Here is a 14750-nt window from a genome sequence, read left to right on the forward strand (position 1 = left end):
GTTCAGTTTAGTTCGAATCAAAACAGCAGATCATCGGCGCAATCCGCGTGCCGGTGCCGCGTATTTCTTTGATCGTCTGATCATTCATTCGCCGCGACAACGGTGATCTTCCCGCGCTTCAGGAGAGACCCATTCCGGAGGCAACGATCCCGCACGCCCCCTCGCGTCCGCGCGCCCTGGCGAGCCTCGTCGCGGCCACCGTGCTGCTGCCGCTGCTGATCCTGCTGCTCGGCCTCTGGGAGTGGCAGCGCGGCGCCGAGGACGCGGCGGCCTTCGCGGCGGAGCACGAGCGCCTTGCGCAGGTCGTCACCGATCTGGAGGCGCGGACGCCGCGGGACGGGCGCCCCGACTTCCGCCTGCAGTTCCGCCACAACGGCCAGAACTACGGAGGCCCCTACGCGCTGGTGAAGGCGCGCGAAGCCCGCGACACGGCCGGGACGCTCGCCGCGGTGATGGAGTGGCGCCGCCTGCTGCCGCCGGTGGCGATCGCGGGCGGCGGGATCGCGGCGGGGCTCTCGCTGCTGGTTCTGCTGGCCGGCGCCGGACTCGGGTGGCGGGGGCGGGGCTCTCGCGACGCGCTGGTGCGCGGCTTCTCGCTGATGCGCCGGCTGCTTCCCGCAACGCTCGCGCTCCAGATCCTGGCCGCCACCGCCGGATTCGTCGCCGTCGTCGGCTTCGAGGCCGGCGCCCTCGTGCAGGGCGGCTTCAGCGGCGACGGGATGAAGCTTCTGGGCATCGCCGTCGTCGCGGTGGGCGCCACCCTCGTCGCGGCGGGCGGAACCCTGCTCGGCCTGCGCCGGGCGCTCGACGCCTTCGAGCCCGATCCGCTGACGATCCTCGGCCGCCAGATCACCCCGGCGGAAGCGCCGGGCCTGTGGCGGCTGACCGAGGGGCTCGCGGGGAAGATGGGCGCGCTCAAGCCCGAGGCCCTGGTCGTCGGCCTCACCGAGGGCTTCTTCGTCACCGCCGGCCCGGCCGTGCTGGAGCCCGGCGGGGCGCGGCTGAGCGGCCGTATCCTCTACGTGCCGCTGCCCCACCTCGCCCTGATGCGGGGCGACGAGACCGCAGCGATCATCGCCCACGAACTCGCCCACTATGCCGGCGGCGACACGGCCTACAGCCAGCGCTTCCTGCCGATCTATGCGGGCGTCGGGCGCTCCCTCGACGCGGTGGCCGAGGGCGAGCGGGGCTCGCTCGGCCTGTTCAGGCCCTCCCTGCGTCTGGGCCTCTTCGTGATGGAGCGCTTCCACCTCGCCGTGCGCCACTGGAGCCGGACCCGCGAGTTCGCGGCCGACGCGGGCGGGGCCGCGGCGACCTCGGCCGATGCCTCGGCCCGCGCGCTGCTGCGCTACGGCGCGGTCGGCCCGCGCATCGGCGAGACCCTGGACGCCGCGGCCGAGGCGCCGGAGGCCGCGCCGCCCGACCTCGTGGCGGCGGTGCTGGAGCACGCGGTCGCCCGCGGCCTCGACGATCCCTCGGCGCACTGGGAGGAAGAGCAGGCCCACCCGACCGATACCCATCCGCCGACCCGTGAGCGCGTCGCCGCCCTCGGCCGGACGATCGACGCGGATCTGCTGGCGCAGGCCGGCACCGCGCCGCCGTCCCACGCGCTGGGACAGCTCGCCGCCTTCTTCGCCGATCCGGCCGGCCTGTGCCGGGCGGCGACCGCCGACTTCCTCGGCGCGGTCCGGGCGCAGGAAGCGGCCTTCCGCGCCCATCTGGAGGCGACGGCCGCGGATGTCGGCACCGAGGAGCGGGTGCTGCGCGCGAACTACCGCTCACGCGGGGTCGCGCTGGCGGTCGGCGGCGGACTCTTCGCCCTCATCGCCGGGGCGATCGCCATCTTCGGCATACCGGGGATCAGGCTCCACGAGGTCAACGTCATCCTGTTCGCGGCATCCGCCTTCGCGGCGCTCTTCGGGGCAGCCGGCGCCTTCATTCTGTCGCGGGGCGAGCCCGTCACCCTGATCCTGCGCCCGGAGGGGCTGAAGGCGCCGGGCCTCGACCGGACCATCCCCTGGGACGCCATCGCCGATCTCGACATGACGCTGACCAACGGGGGCGTCGTCACCCGGCTGCTCCTGCCGCCCGACGCCGACTGGCCGCAGCGCGCGCCGGGCCGGCACGCGGTGAAGCTCGACGCCAAGCGGCGCATCGTCACCGTCACGGTCGGCCTGCCGCGCGGGATGAAGCCGCAGGACTTCGCCGACCTGCTCGCCCGCTACCAGGCGGCCCACCGCGCCCGCCAGATCCTGGCCGAGGCCGGCACCGCCCACGCCTCGTCTCCCGAACCGCAGCCGGCCTGAGGATGCCCATGAACCCCGCTTCGAAGACCGCCTCCAACGAGCCCGCCGAGCCCTTGCGCCTGCCGCCCGAGCGCATCGGCTGGACCGGCAGCTTCTTCGTCCTGTTCGGCGTCCTGGCGCTCGGCGCCATCCTGGCCGCCAGCGCGGTCTACACGGCGCCGGTGGTGATCTCGGACTGGCAGGTCCGCGGGACGGCGCAGCCGGCCCCGGCCGCCCGGGTGAGCGAGGGCAAGTGCAGCACCAAGCTCGTCATCCATATCTGCGACGTGACGCTGAGCCTGCGCACGCCCCAGGGCGAGGTGAAGCGCCGGGTGAACTACGTGTTCTCCGGCCTGCATCTGGGCGATTACAGCGCCGGCGTCATGGCCGATCCGGCGCGCCCCGACCTCGTCACCACCGATCTCGGCCTCGACCGGCTCTGGAACCGGACGATCACGCTCCTCGTGCTCGCGGGCGCGATCCTGGCCTGCATCTACGGGGCGCTGCTCTCGCTGATCCGCAACCGTCGCGCGGCGGCCGGGTGACGGAGCGCGCCCGCCGACCGTCTGCGTCCGTCGCCTCAATCTGCCGCGGAAAGGGCTTTCAGAACCGCAGGATCGTCGCGGTGCCGCCGCCGCAGCCGCGCCTCGTCCGCTTCGATCGCGTCGCAACGCAGTGTCCGGACAGCGGCGGCGATCTCCCGGCCGCGGGCCGCGTCGTAGGGCTCCTCGCCGGCCCAGTGCTGGCACCCCTTCAGGCGCGCCGCGAAGGCTGCGACCTCGGCGGGGAGCTTTGCCGGCTCGGCGGCCAGCGGCGGCGCGAGGAGAAGCGCGGCGAGGCACGCGGCCGAGGCTGTCCGTCCAAGCATTCCGTCACGCTCCGCGTCGGGCCTGCCGCGTGGTGAGGGCCATCTTAGCAGCGATTTCATGGCGGGACGCGGCCCGCGCGCCGACCACCCCTTCGATTCCACTTTGTCTCAGGAGACCCCAGGGCATGATCTCACGCCGAACCGCACTCGCTGCCGCCGCGACCTTCCTCTGCGCCCCCGCCCTTCGGGCCGAGCCGACCGTCGGCCTCGCGGAGCGGCGGGCGATCGCGGCCTACCGCGAGAGCCGCTACCCGGCGCAGGAGAAGGCGATCCAGGAGGCGGCGGGCTTCCCCGTGCCGGTGGAGGTGGCCTGGGACCAGCTCACGATTCCGGGCGACGCGAAGTACTATTCGGACGAGGGTTACTTCGAGAAGACGATCTTCGAGCCGCTGGCCGCCGGCTTGAAGGACGTGACCAAGGACCAGATGGGCCGCGAGGCGCTGCGCGCGAAACTCAAGTCGATCCGCATCCGCTTCGACGAGAAGACGGCCCCGGCCTCGAACTATCCCAACGGCCTGACTTTCGCCGGCGGCGTCCTCGACGTGAACTGGCGCCCCTTCTCCAACGTGGCCGACTTCAAGGACCGGGTCGCGGCCGTGGTCCAGATCCTGGAAAAGAACCTGTGAGGAGGCGGCGCCGGGCGGCCGCGTCGGGCCTCGCCGTCGCGCTCGCCCTGTGCGGCGGCGCGGCGGCGGAGCCGGTGCCGGGCTCGGGCCGCTACGGCGCTCTGACCCTGGCGGTGAACGGTGGAACCGTCGCGGGCGTCTTCGCCGAGGGCCGCGGCGAGGCCGGTCCCGGCGGCGCACCGTCGTTCAGCTGCGTCTTCCTTCTGCGCGGGACGCTCTCGGGCTCCCGGGCCGCGGTCGAGACGTGGTATCCGGGCGAGGCTGAGCGCATCTCCGGCACCCTCGCCTTCACTGCCGAGGGCGCCGCCCTGACGCTCGCCGAGGACCACGGCGGCTGCCCGATGGCCAGCGGCAGCATGGTGGGCAAGCCCTACACGCTCCTGAAGGCGGCGCCGGAAGCGGGCGAGGCCTCGGAGCGCTGGAAGGGGGTGGGTCTGGTGACCGCGCGGCGCGCCGGCCTGGGGCCGGAGTCCGGCCCTGCGCCCAAGCGCAGCCCCTATCTCGTCGCGAACGATCCGGTTGCGGTGCTGGAGCGCCGCGAGGGCTGGGTACGGGCGCTCTACCAGGGCGGCAAGGTCCCGGTCGCGGGCTGGCTTCCGGCGGCCGATCTCGCCCTCGTCGGTCCTTGAGATGCCCGCGGAGGCTTGCCTGCGGACGCGATTCGCCGAACTCTGGACCCGCACGGCGGGCGGCGCCGACGCGGAGGCCGCGTGGCGGGCGCTTCAGACCGGCTACGGCGCGGCCGGGCGCCACTATCACGGCTGGTCCCATGTCGCGGATCTGCTGGCGGGGCACGACGCGGTGCGCGGCGTGGCCGATTTTTCCGGGCTCGACCACGACGCGGTCGATCTGGCGATCTTCTTCCACGACGCCGTCTACGACACCGGCCGCAGCGACAACGAGGCGCGAAGCGCCGAATTGCTCGCGGCGCAAGCCGGAGGCGTCGCCGACACGGACCGGTTCCAAGCGGCGGAGGCAATGATCCGCGAGACCGCCGCGCACGGGCCGAGCGCGGACCCGGCCACCCGCCTGATGCTCGACCTCGATCTGGCGGTGCTCGGCGCCCCCTCACCCGCCTACGCGGCCTACGCGGCGGCGATCCGGCGGGAATACGCCGCCGTCCCGGACATCGCTTGGCGTTTCGGCCGAGGGAGCGTGCTCGAACGCTTCCTCGCCCGGTCGCGCCTCTACCAGACCGACCTCTTCCACGACCGCCTGGAGGCCACCGCCCGCGCCAACCTCGCGGCCGAGGCCGAGGCGCTCCGGGCCAGCGATTTCGGAATTTGAACCGGGTGCGCTCGACGCGTCTTGCGGCTCTTTCAGACACAGCTGCCCTCCTCGGTCTCGGCGCCCTTGCGGCGAAGAGCCGGTTCGGGAGCACGGCCTCGCGCGCCGCGACAGCAGGGCCGGGTGAACGCCGATGGCAGCGACACGATCCACCGCGACGGCCCGACCTTCCGTATCGACCTGAAAGCGGAGAGCATCGCGGCGTCCGAGCGCGTCCCGGATGAGCTGCGGGCGCGTCTCGCGGCGTGGCGGCGCTCAGGCAGAAGGCCGAGAGCGGCGCTGCGGTCCCGCGCCCTGCGCGGGACCGAAGAGCGACAAAAATCCGCCGACGCTTCCCGGAACGCCGGACGCGATGGCGCGTCTCTTATCGGGATAGGCAGCGAGGAGGCGACGATGTCGGTTTTCCAGATTCGGCAGAGCGGGACGGGCGCGATCCTCTGGACCGGCGCCGCCGCCAACGAGATTCAGGCCATGGACGCCATGGCGCACGAAGCCGGCTACTACGACCATTCCGACCTGCCCGAGAGCGTGCGCGGGCGGGGATTGCGGGTCGAGGCGCTGAGCTTCGGCGCTGCACCGACCCAGGCCAATGCAGGCCGGGTGCAGGGCGGCCGCACGGGTCAGTTCGCCCAGCACAGCGTGTCGGGCAGCCAGAGCGCCGACAGGGCCACGGGTTAACCCACGTCCCGCCCCCACGTCCCGCCTTGGCTGCGGATGAGCGGACGTGACCGCCCGGCCGGACGACGGTCCGCGGATGGTTGCCGGCTCCCACGATGCTGCGTGTCGGAACGATGGAGACGCAGCGTCACTTTTCTGAGATTCTTTGAGAACGAAAACGCCGATCACGGTCTTAAACCGTCCCTGGCCCCATGATTTCTGGCGTCCCGGGGGCGGAGACGATCATGAAGCCAGAACGACGACAGTTTGGGCGCGCGCTGACGGCACGTCACGAGGCCTGGATCGACCGGCGCTCGCCGCGCACCGCCGAGATCATCCGAAAAACGCGGCGCCGAGGGGCTTGGCCGCCCGCAGGCGGGTCGATCCGAGCGCTCAACGACAATGTATCCACGCCGGACGCATCCGATCCATCGGACTAACGTGCTGCGCTCGCGCGTTGACATCATACCCGTCCCTTGTCGGGTACGAGGTCCCTCTCTTCCCCCGCCCGGCTCCGCCGCGGCGGGTTTTTTCGTGCCGGTCGCCGGGGCGGCGAACGCCTTCGCAGCCGTGATCGCGAGAGAGCACCGGCCTCGCGGCGGGCGAAGCGTGACAGCGGTTGATGGTCGCCAATCCGGGTAGACCTCGCCATGAAAACCGGGCAAAAGTGGCAATACGCGCTCAGAAGGCGCGGTGCGGGAGGTCGGGTGATGCGTGGCAGGGTCGGCCTGTCGATGGGGCTGACGCTCGGCGCCTGCGCCGCCTTCGCGTTCATCCTGCTGTCGGAAACCGGGGCCGGCCTGCGGGTGAAGGCCGGTCCGGCCCTCGCCGACCTGCAGCATCGCTTCGCCGGTCCGGCCTCCCCCGCCGCCCATCCTCCGGCGCCGTCCCGGCCCGCCACGCGGGTCTCGGTGGAGGACGGGCGCACGGTGGTGCGCTTGAGCGACGACGAGCAGGCGCGCATCGGCGTCGCGACGGTTCGCTTCAATCGGGCGCCGCATCGGATCGAGGTGCAGGCCTACGGCTCCGTCCTCGATCTCGCCCGGGTGACCGAACTCACCAACAACTACGCCAGTGCCAAGGCCCAGCTGCAGACCGCGGAAGCCAAGGCAGCGGTCTCGCGCAACGCCTTCAACCGTGCGCGCAACCTCGGACAGTACGCCACGCAGGTCCAGCTGGAGACGACCGAGGGCACCTTCCGCACCGACGAGGCGGCACTCACCGCGGCCCAATCCCAGGTCCGCACGCTGGCCGCGACGGCCCAGCAGGAATGGGGCACGGTGATCGGCCGGGCCATCGTCGAGCGTTCCGGCGTCATCACCCGCCTGATCGAGCGGGCCGAATTCCTCGTGCAGGTGACGCTGCCGCCCGGCGAGACGCTGAAGGCACCGCCCGGCACCGCCTATGCCGAGGTGCCGCCGCAGAGCGAGCGCGTCCCCATGCGCTACGTCTCGCCCGCCACGCGCACCGACCAGCGCATCCAGGGCGTGAGCTACTTCTACACGGTGGCGGGCGAGAGCGGGCTCTTGCCGGGCATGAGCACGCTGGCCTTCCTGACCTCGGAGCGGGAGACCCCCGGCATCGCCGTGCCGGAGAGCGCGGTGGTGCACTGGCAGGGGCGCGCCTGGATCTACCGCAGCGTCGGCGACGACGCCTTCGCCCGCCACCTCCTGCCGGTCGACGCGCCGATCTCGGCCGATTCCTTCGTCCTCGACGACCTCGGCGACGCGGCGGAGATCGTCGTCACCGGGCCGCAGGCGGTGCTGTCCGAGGAGATGAAGGGCCAGATCCAGGCCTCCGGCGAGACGGACGACGACTGAGCATGTCCGACGAACGGCTCGCGCAGTATCCGGCCCGGGACGCTGACGCCTCCGCCCGCCCTGCGGCCCGCACACCGTCCGGCCCGCAGGCGGCGCTGGTGGCCTTCGCCGTGCGCCGGCCCGGGATCGTGCTGGCCGTGGTGCTGGCCCTGGCCGCCTACGGCATCGTCGCCCTCGGTTCGGCCAAGTACGACGTCTTCCCGGAATTCGCGCCCCCCACGGTGACGGTCCAGACCGAGGCGCCCGGACTCAACCCGGAACAGGTCGAGGTGCTGGTGACGCAGGCCGTCGAGGTCGCGATCAGCGGCCTACCGGGTCTGGCGACCATGCGCTCGAACTCGATCCAGGGCCTGTCGGTCATCACCGTCACCTTCGCCTCGGGCAGCGACATCTACCGGGCGCGCCAGCTCGTGAACGAGCGCCTCGCCGCGGTGGCGAGCCGGCTGCCGCAGGGCGTGCTGCCGCCGGCGATGACGGCGCTGACCTCCTCGACCAGTTCGGTGCTCCTGATCGGCCTGACCTCGCCGACGCGCGCCGCGATGGATCTGCGCACGGTCGCCGATTGGCGCGTGCGCCTGCGCCTGCTGGCGGCGCCGGGCGTGGGCGAGGTGCTGGTCTACGGCGGCGACGTCCGCTCGATCCGCATCCAGGTGCGTCCGCAGGATCTCATCCGCTTCCGCATCGGCCTCAACGACGTGCTCGCCGCCGGACGCAAGGCGACGGGCGTGCGCGGGGCGGGCTTCGTCGACACGGTCAACCAGCGCATCACCCTGCAGACCGAGGGCCAGTCCCTGACCCCGGAGGCGGTGGCCCGCACCGTCCTCGTCAACGAGGGCGGGGCGAGCGTGGTGCTCGGCGACGTGGCCGACGTGGCCGACGCCCCGGAGCCGTCGATCAGCGCCGCGCTGGTCGACGGGCAGCCGGGCGTCCTGCTGATGGTCGGCGCGCAGTACGGCGCCAACACCCTCGACGTGACCGCGCAGGTCGAGGCGGCCCTCGCCGAGCTGCGGCCCGGGCTGGAGCGGGACGGGATCGCCCTGCGCGCCGACCTATTCCGCCCGGCGAACTTCGTGACGCAGGCCACCAGCAACGTGGTCCAGGCGCTGGCGCTCGGCGGCATCCTCGTCGTGGTGGTGCTGTTCGTCTTCCTCGCCGACTGGCGCACCGCGCTCATCAGCGCCACCGCGATCCCGCTCTCGCTGATCGGCGCCGTGCTGGTGCTCGGCGCCCTGGGCGAGAGCCTCAACACCATGACCCTGGGGGGTCTGGCCATCGCCATCGGCGAGGTCGTCGACGACGCGGTGATCGGCGTCGAGAACGTGATGCGCCGCCTGCGGGAGAACCGCCGCTCCGAGGCTCCGGCGCCGGAGGCGCGGGTGGTGTTCGACGCCATCCTGGAGGTGCGGGTCTCGGTCGCCTACGCCACCTTCGCGGTGCTGCTCGTGTTCCTGCCGGTGCTGGCGCTCACGGGCGTGCCCGGCCGGCTGTTCGGGCCGCTGGCGCTGGCCTACATCCTGGCCGTGCTGACCTCGCTCGCCGTCGCCCTGACGGTGACGCCGGCCCTGTCCCGGCTGCTGCTCGCCGGCCGCACGAACCTGCCGCGCCGGGACCCGCCGGTCTCCCGCGCCGTGCGCAGCGCCTATATCCGCTGGCTCGCGCGGCTGAACCGGCGCCCGCGGCTCGTCTTCGCGGCCAGCCTCGCGGCCACGCTGGGAGGGGCGGCGCTGGTTCCCTCCTTCGGCGGCATGTTCCTGCCGGACCTCAAGGAGGGCCACCTCATCCTGCACATGGCCAGCGCGCCGGGCACCTCGCTGCAGGAGACGCTGCGGCTCGGCGAACGGCTCACGGCCGGGCTTAAGGCGGTGCCGGGCGTGCGTGCCGTCGCCCAGCAGGTCGGGCGGGCCGAGGCCGGCTACGATCTCGGCGGCACCCACGACAGCGAGGTCCATGTCAGCCTCGAACCGGGCCTCGACGGCGCCGCGCAGGAGCGGGCCGAGGCCGGCATCCGCGCCCTGATGGCGGCCACGCCCGGGGCGAGCTTTTCGCTGAAGACCTTCCTGACCGAGCGCATCGAAGAGGTGGTCTCAGGCTTCACGGCGCCGGTGGTGGTCAGCGTCTACGGCTCGGACCTCGACCGGATCGAGGCCGCCGCCCGGGACGTGGCCCGGGAACTGGCCGAGGTTCGGGGCGCGGCCGATGTCCAGCTCCGCTCCCCGCCGGGCCTGCCGCAGATCAACGTGAGCCTGCGCCCGGCCGACCTGCGCCACTGGGGCCTCGACGCCATCGAGGTGCTGGAGATCGTGCGCACCGCCTATCAGGGCGACACGGTAGGTCAGGCCTACGAGGGCAACGCCGTCTTCAACGTCGTGGTGGTGCTGGAGCGGGCCGCGCGCACGCGCCTGCCGACGCTGGGCGACCTGCCGCTGCGCACGCCGAGCGGCAGCTACATCCGGCTCTCCCAGGTGGCCGATGTCTACGCGACCTCGGGCCGCTATGCCGTCGGGCATATCGGCGCCCAGCGCGTGCGGGTGGTGACGGCGAACGTGGAGGGGCGCGACGTCGCCTCCTTCAGCGAGGCGGCCAAGCGCAAGATCGCGCGCGAGGTGACGCTGCCCGCCGGCACCTTCGTCGGCTTCGGCGGCGCGGCCGAGGCCCAGGCGCGGGCGACCCGCGACCTCGCCCTCGCTTCGGCGCTGGCCGGGCTCGGAATCGTGCTGCTGCTGCTGATCGTGACGGGTTCGCTCACCAACCTCGCCCTGGTGCTCGTCAACACGCCCTTCGCCTTCATCGGCGGTGTGCTGGCGGTCGCGCTCAGCGGGGCGGTGATCTCGCTCGGCTCGATCGTCGGCTTCGTGACCCTGTTCGGGATCTCGCTGCGCAACACCATCATGATGATCGCGCATTACGAGCATCTCGTCCTCGTGGAGGGACGGCCGTGGAACGCCGCCGCGGCCATCGAGGGCGCGGCCGACCGTCTGGTGCCGATCCTGATGACCTCCCTCGTCACCGGCCTCGGCCTGTTGCCGCTCGCGCTGGGTGCCGGGGAGCCCGGCCGGGAAATCGAGGGCCCGATGGCGCTCGTCATCCTCGGGGGGCTCGCGACCTCGACCGTCCTCAACCTCGCCGTGCTGCCGCTGCTGGCGCTCCGCTTCGCCCGGTTCCGGCCGCCGGAGCACGCGGTCTGATCCGCGGGCCCGACCCGGTTCAGAACGGCCAGGGCTCCGGCTCGTCCTCGACCGGCAGCCGCTCGCCCGGCGAGATCAGCGGCACGATCTCGTCGAGGGGCTGCGGCACGCGGATCGTGCGGCCCGCCGCGGTGATGAAGGTCTCGTTGCGCATCAGGTCGGTGTCGCTCACCGCCTGCACGCTGGAGACGCGCAGCAGGTGGCGACAGCCGTCCCCGTCCTGTACCTGCAGGTAGGCGCCGACCCGCCGCACCGCTTCCAACGTCGAATCCTCCGCCCCGATGAGAACGCTCGATGGGACGCGAAGCCTAGAGATGTTCGCCTAATGTTCCAAGATCATCGGGACGAGCCGAGAGGCGAGGGTGCTTGCCGGCGGCCGGCGATCGAACCATCCCGAACGGACGGCTGCACGAGACGACCATGAACGCCCCTTCGTCGCCCATCCTGGACGCCCTTCGCCGGGGCGATCTCGCCGGAGCGCGGGAGCTGCGGTTCGACGGCCCGCTGCGGGAACTCCCCTCCGAGGTCTTCGGCCTCGCCGACACGCTCGAACGGCTCGATCTGAGCGGCTGCGGCCTCTCCACGCTGCCCGACGATCTCGGCCGGCTGCACCGGCTGCGCGTCCTGTTCTGCTCGGGCAACCGCTTCGAGCGGCTTCCGCCGGTCCTCGGGGACTGCGCCTCCCTGAGCCAGGTCGGCTTTCGTGCGACCGGCCTGCGCGAGGTCCCCACGGAGGCGCTGCCGCCGAAGCTGCGCTGGCTGACGCTCACCGACAACCGGATCGAGCACCTGCCCGACGCCCTCGGCGAGCGGCCCCACCTGCAGAAGCTCATGCTGGCGGGCAACCGCCTGCGCGCCCTGCCGCCGACCTTCGCGGGCGCCGACCGGCTCGAACTCCTGCGCCTGTCCGCCAATCGCTTCGAGACGCTGCCGCCCTGGCTCGTGCGGCTGCCGCGGCTCGCCTGGATCGCCTGGGCGGGCAACCACTTCGAGGGCGAGCCGGCGCCGGCCCGGGTGCCGCGCGTGTCCTGGGACGCGCTCGAACTCGGGGCCCAATTGGGCGAGGGGGCCTCGGGCCGGATTCACCGGGCGCTCTGGCGCACCGGAGCCGGAGAGCCGCAGCCCGTCGCCGTGAAGCTGTTCAAGGGCCGCATGACCAGCGACGGCCTGCCCGAGCGGGAGATGGCCGCCTGCCTCGCCGCCGGGCGGCACCCCAACCTCACCGGGGCCTTGGGGCAGGTGGACGGGCACCCCGAGGGAACCGACGGGCTGCTCATGCCGCTGATCCCGGACGGCTGGCGCGTGCTCGCGGGGCCGCCGAGCCTGGAGAGCTGCAGCCGGGATGTCTACGCGGACGATCTTTCCCTGCCGCTCGACGCGGTCCGCCGCATCGCCCACGCGGTGGCGCGGGCGGCGGCCCATCTCCACGGGTGCCGCCTGCTCCACGGCGATCTCTACGCCCACAACATCCTGTGGGACGGGCGCATCGGCGAGGCGGTGCTGAGCGATTTCGGTGCGGCCTGCCGTCTGCCGTCCGGCGAGGACGGCGCGGCGTGGCAGCGCGTCGAGACCCGCAGCTGGGGCATCCTGCTCGGCGAATTGCTCGAACGCTGCGGCGCCGACCCCGCCGAGCTGGCCGCGCTGCGCGCGCTGGAACGGGCCTGCCTTGAGCCCGATCCGCGCGACCGGCCCTCGATGCTGGACATCCTTCACGTCTTGTCGTCGGATCGTCGCGTCGATGCGTGATCCATCCTCGCCATCGCCGCGTTGTGTCAGGCGTTGACCGTGGCCGGTGACCGGCCGCGCCGCGAGGCGGACAGGCGCAAGAAGCAGGACGAGGACGGATGAGCGAACCGCGCGAGATCGAACTGAAGCTGGAATGCGAGGTCTCCGACCTTGCCACCCTTCAGGGCCATCCGCTCCTGCACGAGGCGTCCGCGCAGGAGGAGGCGGATCTCCGCTCGGTCTATTTCGACACGCCCGACCGGCAGTTGCAGGCGGTCAAGCTCGGCCTGCGGGTGCGCCGCGTCGGCGGCCGCTTCGTCCAGACCCTGAAGGCCGAGGGCGACGGCCTCTTCGACCGGCCGGAATGGGAGCAGCCGGTGGAGGGTCCCGAGCCCGACCGCGCGGCGCTCGCCGACACGCCCTTCGCGCGCCTCATCGACGAGGATGCGGATCTGGAGCCGCTGTTCACCACGGCGATCAAACGCTGGACCTACCTCGTCGAGCAGGGTTCCTCGCGCATCGAGGTCGCCCTCGATACCGGCCGAATCGAAGCGCCCGCCGCCGGCGACCGCATCCTGCCGATCTGCGAGGTCGAACTTGAGTTGAAGGAGGGCACGGCGAGCGACCTGTTCGCGCTGGCCCACGCCATCGCCACCCTCGTGCCGGTGCGGCTCGGCGTGCGCAGCAAGGCGGAGCGGGGCTACGCCCTGGCCGCCGGCGAGATCGACCGGGTGCGCAAGGCCGAGCCGGTTCCCCTGCACGAGGACATGAGCGCGGCCGAGGCCTTCCGGGCGGTCGCCCACGCCTGCCTGCGCCACATGCGCCTGAACGAGGCCATCCTGCTCAAGGGCCGCGACGCCGACGCCCTGCACCAGATGCGCGTCGCGATCCGCCGGCTGCGCTCCGCCTTCTCGCTGTTCGGCGACCTCGTGGACGATCCCCTCGGCGCTCGCATCCGAACGGAGCTGAAGGAGGTCACCGAGCCGCTGGGGCGCGCGCGCAACCTCGACGTCTTCCTGGCCACGATCCTGCCCGCCGAGCGCGAACGGCACCCGGACGAAGTCGGCCTGCTCGGCCTGGAGCGGCAGCTGGAGGAAGAGCGCCTGGGGGCCTATCGCGACGTCGATGTCCTCCTGAGTTCGGACGAGTGGCGGATGCTGCTGCTCGACCTCATCAGCTGGATCAATGCCGGTCCCTGGCTGCGGGACGAGGGCAAGGGTCGCGCCTCCCTGCGCGACGAGCCGGCCCGCGTCTTCGCGGCGCGGGAACTCGACCGACGGCGGCGGCAGGTGAAGAAGCGCGGGCGCCATCTCGACGAGCTCGAGCCGGAGGAGCGCCACCGGGTCCGCATCGCGGCGAAGAAGCTGCGCTACGGCGCCGAATTCTTCGCCGCGCTCTATCCGGAGAAGAAGTCGCGCAAGCGCCACGCCGCGTTCGGGAAGGCCCTGTCGGAGCTGCAGGACGAACTCGGCGCGCTCAACGACATCGCCACGGGGCACGAACTGGTGCGGGAACTGGCCGAGGTGCCGGCCGGCGCCTCGACCCTGTTCGCGGCCGGGATGACCGCCGCCGACATCGAGTCGCGCAGTCGCAAGCTCCTGGAGGCGGCCGCCGAGGCGCACGAGGATCTCGTCGAGACGAAGCCCTTCTGGCGCTGAACACGCTCGCGCGCGGCACCCCCGCGTTGCGCTAAACTCGATAGTGCGTAAACCTTTTCTTGCCTAAGCCGGTGCGGTTGAAGGGCGGCGGGGAAACATCCCGCCGCTCAGGTCATATCCAAGTGATGCGTTTCGAGGTCGAGCGGAAATTCCTGGTGGCCGATGACGGCTGGCGGGCGGGCGTGGTGAGGCGGCATTGCCTGACCGACGGCCTGATCGGGCAGTTCGAGACCGGCAAGGTCCGCGTGCGCCTCGATGGAGAGCGCGCCTGGATCACCGTCAAGGGCGCACGCGTCGGCCTGTCACGGCCGGAATTCGAGTACGAGATCCCGCGCCCCGACGCGCAGTCGATGCTGAGTCTGGTCTGCGATACCTGCCTGATCGAGAAGACGCGCCACTGCGTGCCCCATGCCGGACATGTCTGGGAGATCGACGTCTACGGCGGCAGCCTCGCCGGGCTGATCCTGGCGGAGGTCGAGCTGGAACACGAGGCCGAGGCCTTCGAGCGCCCACTCTGGCTCGGCATGGAGGTGACCGGCGATCCGCGCTTCCGCCAATCGTCCCTGCTGCGGCGCTTCGGAGAGGCCGGCCGCCTCGTCACCCTGGAAGAGGTTCTGGCGTCCCCGACCTGAAGCGGCG

13 protein-coding genes are annotated in these 14750 nt (G+C 72.3%); 11 read left to right on the forward strand and 2 right to left on the reverse strand.

The genetic code is table 11. From position 1 onward, the window contains the following. Positions 1-200: 200 nt before the first annotated feature. Positions 201-2306: a M48 family metallopeptidase gene (locus ACPCJR_RS03425; RefSeq protein WP_391510681.1), complete on the forward strand. Its 2106-nt coding sequence runs from the start codon at positions 201-203 to the stop codon at positions 2304-2306. Between the two features lie 8 nt (positions 2307-2314). Then, complete coding sequence (locus ACPCJR_RS03430; RefSeq protein ID WP_110350234.1) at positions 2315-2830, forward strand: hypothetical protein; 516 nt, start codon at positions 2315-2317, stop codon at positions 2828-2830. A gap of 35 nt (positions 2831-2865) precedes the next feature. Here the strand turns inward: ACPCJR_RS03430 and ACPCJR_RS03435 are convergent, their stop codons facing one another. Next, the gene (locus ACPCJR_RS03435; protein ID WP_391510680.1) at positions 2866-3213 is read right to left on the reverse strand and encodes a hypothetical protein; all 348 of its coding nucleotides are present in this window, start codon (positions 3211-3213) and stop codon (positions 2866-2868) included. 65 nt (positions 3214-3278) lie between these two features. Here ACPCJR_RS03435 and ACPCJR_RS03440 point away from each other — a divergent pair, with 65 nt between their 5' ends. The 6 genes from ACPCJR_RS03440 to ACPCJR_RS03465 all read left to right on the forward strand — a co-directional run bounded on the left by ACPCJR_RS03440 (position 3279) and on the right by ACPCJR_RS03465 (position 10728). Then, positions 3279-3779, forward strand: coding sequence for a hypothetical protein (locus tag ACPCJR_RS03440; RefSeq protein ID WP_391510679.1), 501 nt, complete (start codon positions 3279-3281; stop codon positions 3777-3779). Further along, a complete protein-coding gene (locus ACPCJR_RS03445; protein WP_391510678.1) occupies positions 3776-4408 on the forward strand; it encodes a hypothetical protein in 633 nt (210 codons plus the stop codon). Before ACPCJR_RS03440 ends, ACPCJR_RS03445 begins: the two co-directional genes overlap by 4 nt. 1 nt (position 4409) lies before the next feature. Beyond that, positions 4410-5066 carry an HD domain-containing protein gene (locus ACPCJR_RS03450; protein ID WP_391510677.1) on the forward strand — a complete coding sequence of 219 codons (657 nt, stop codon included), beginning with the start codon at positions 4410-4412 and terminating at the stop codon, positions 5064-5066. A 393-nt stretch (positions 5067-5459) separates the two neighbouring features. Further along, positions 5460-5744 carry a hypothetical protein gene (locus tag ACPCJR_RS03455; RefSeq protein ID WP_391510676.1) on the forward strand — a complete coding sequence of 95 codons (285 nt, stop codon included), beginning with the start codon at positions 5460-5462 and terminating at the stop codon, positions 5742-5744. A 689-nt stretch (positions 5745-6433) separates the two neighbouring features. Beyond that, complete coding sequence (locus tag ACPCJR_RS03460; protein WP_391510675.1) at positions 6434-7543, forward strand: efflux RND transporter periplasmic adaptor subunit; 1110 nt, start codon at positions 6434-6436, stop codon at positions 7541-7543. A gap of 2 nt (positions 7544-7545) precedes the next feature. Further along, positions 7546-10728, forward strand: a complete 3183-nt coding sequence (locus ACPCJR_RS03465) for an efflux RND transporter permease subunit (RefSeq protein ID WP_391510674.1) — start codon at positions 7546-7548, stop codon at positions 10726-10728. Between the two features lie 19 nt (positions 10729-10747). On the opposite strand, the gene ACPCJR_RS03470 is transcribed toward ACPCJR_RS03465, so the two are convergent. After that, positions 10748-10990: a hypothetical protein gene (locus tag ACPCJR_RS03470; protein ID WP_391510673.1), complete on the reverse strand. Its 243-nt coding sequence runs from the start codon at positions 10988-10990 to the stop codon at positions 10748-10750. A gap of 158 nt (positions 10991-11148) precedes the next feature. On the opposite strand from ACPCJR_RS03470, the gene ACPCJR_RS03475 reads away from it, so the two are divergent. From ACPCJR_RS03475 to ACPCJR_RS03485, 3 genes are all read left to right on the forward strand, one after another. After that, the gene (locus ACPCJR_RS03475; RefSeq protein WP_391510672.1) at positions 11149-12474 is read left to right on the forward strand and encodes a leucine-rich repeat-containing protein kinase family protein; all 1326 of its coding nucleotides are present in this window, start codon (positions 11149-11151) and stop codon (positions 12472-12474) included. A gap of 98 nt (positions 12475-12572) precedes the next feature. Then, positions 12573-14111, forward strand: a complete 1539-nt coding sequence (locus ACPCJR_RS03480; protein WP_391510670.1) for a CHAD domain-containing protein — start codon at positions 12573-12575, stop codon at positions 14109-14111. Between the two features lie 125 nt (positions 14112-14236). Then, positions 14237-14743, forward strand: coding sequence for a CYTH domain-containing protein (locus ACPCJR_RS03485; RefSeq protein ID WP_391510669.1), 507 nt, complete (start codon positions 14237-14239; stop codon positions 14741-14743). Positions 14744-14750: the final 7 nt, after the last annotated feature.

The organism is Methylobacterium sp. NPDC097929 (genome assembly GCF_049543375.1).
Taxonomy (GTDB): domain Bacteria; phylum Pseudomonadota; class Alphaproteobacteria; order Rhizobiales; family Beijerinckiaceae; genus Methylobacterium.

Bases quoted from the DNA above. Each gene is read 5' to 3' on its own strand.
- ACPCJR_RS03430 (WP_110350234.1), top strand. From the start codon at position 2,315: ATGAACCCCGCTTCGAAGACCGCCTCCAACGAGCCCGCCGAGCCCTTG.
- ACPCJR_RS03435 (WP_391510680.1), bottom strand. From the start codon at position 3,213: ATGAAATCGCTGCTAAGATGGCCCTCACCACGCGGCAGGCCCGACGCG.
- ACPCJR_RS03440 (WP_391510679.1), top strand. From the start codon at position 3,279: ATGATCTCACGCCGAACCGCACTCGCTGCCGCCGCGACCTTCCTCTGC.
- ACPCJR_RS03450 (WP_391510677.1), top strand. From the start codon at position 4,410: ATGCCCGCGGAGGCTTGCCTGCGGACGCGATTCGCCGAACTCTGGACC.
- ACPCJR_RS03455 (WP_391510676.1), top strand. From the start codon at position 5,460: ATGTCGGTTTTCCAGATTCGGCAGAGCGGGACGGGCGCGATCCTCTGG.
- ACPCJR_RS03460 (WP_391510675.1), top strand. From the start codon at position 6,434: ATGCGTGGCAGGGTCGGCCTGTCGATGGGGCTGACGCTCGGCGCCTGC.
- ACPCJR_RS03465 (WP_391510674.1), top strand. From the start codon at position 7,546: ATGTCCGACGAACGGCTCGCGCAGTATCCGGCCCGGGACGCTGACGCC.
- ACPCJR_RS03475 (WP_391510672.1), top strand. From the start codon at position 11,149: ATGAACGCCCCTTCGTCGCCCATCCTGGACGCCCTTCGCCGGGGCGAT.
- ACPCJR_RS03480 (WP_391510670.1), top strand. From the start codon at position 12,573: ATGAGCGAACCGCGCGAGATCGAACTGAAGCTGGAATGCGAGGTCTCC.
- ACPCJR_RS03485 (WP_391510669.1), top strand. From the start codon at position 14,237: ATGCGTTTCGAGGTCGAGCGGAAATTCCTGGTGGCCGATGACGGCTGG.